The organism is Anabaena sp. 4-3 (assembly GCF_001597745.1).
In the GTDB taxonomy this organism is placed as follows: Bacteria; Cyanobacteriota; Cyanobacteriia; order Cyanobacteriales; family Nostocaceae; genus Trichormus.
In genome coordinates this window covers 20,353-21,229 of record NZ_LUHJ01000060.1, presented here as the reverse complement: position 1 = coordinate 21,229, position 877 = coordinate 20,353, and the positions used below count along the sequence as shown (strand labels likewise).

The window sequence follows — 877 nt, the reverse complement described above, 5'->3', positions numbered from 1 at the left end:
CTAACAGAGCAGTGGCAAATGAGACAGGAAGCCTACACTTACTGCTTGCAGAAGTGTAGGTACTTCACTTACTTGATGAGCATTTTTGTAGGGTGGGCATTGCCAACAACGTAAAACTAAGAGTCTTAGGAACTGGCAAGCAATGCCCACCTGACGCTGATTGAGAATGGTGCAAGATATCACTAGAGACGTTTCATGAAACGTCTCTACATTTGTCAGGAAAAGCTTGGAAGTGGGGTTTAGATTTGTCGATGAACTAGGGTAGCACTTGCTTGATCAACGGGCATGAGGATGATTTCATTAATATTAACGTGGGGCGATCGCGTGGTGCAGAAAAACACTACATCCGCCACATCATCGGCTGTTAGAGGCGTTAATCCTTGATAAACTTTGTTAGCGCGTTCCCTATCACCGTGAAAACGCACATTGCTAAACTCTGTCTCTACCATACCAGGATCAACGGAAGTTACCCGGATGGGAGTTCCTAATAAGTCTTGTTTTAAACCTTCAGAAATTGCTTTGACAGCTGCTTTTGTGGAACAGTAAACGTTACCACCGGGATAAGTTTGATGTCCAGCAATTGACCCAATATTAACCACATGACCACGCCCACGGCTAACCATACCGGGGACAACATAACGGGTGAGATAAAGCAAACCCTTAATATTAGTATCAATCATTTCTTCCCAGTCTTGAAAGTCGCCTTCATGTAACTTATCTAAACCGCGACTTAACCCAGCATTGTTAATCAGGATATCAATATTTGACCATGCTGGGGGTAGGGTAGATATAGCAGATTCTACAGCCAGGCGATCGCGCACATCTAACTGTAACAAATGAATTTGCTCAGATGTTACAGGCAGAGTTTCCACAAGCT

The 877-nt window shown here is 43.9% G+C and carries 1 protein-coding gene; it reads right to left on the bottom strand.

What is annotated here, in order from left to right:
- Nucleotides 1-239 precede the first annotated feature (239 nt).
- The coding region (locus A3775_RS15265) for an SDR family NAD(P)-dependent oxidoreductase (RefSeq protein WP_082803764.1) at nucleotides 240-877 on the bottom strand (638 nt) is incomplete at its 5' end.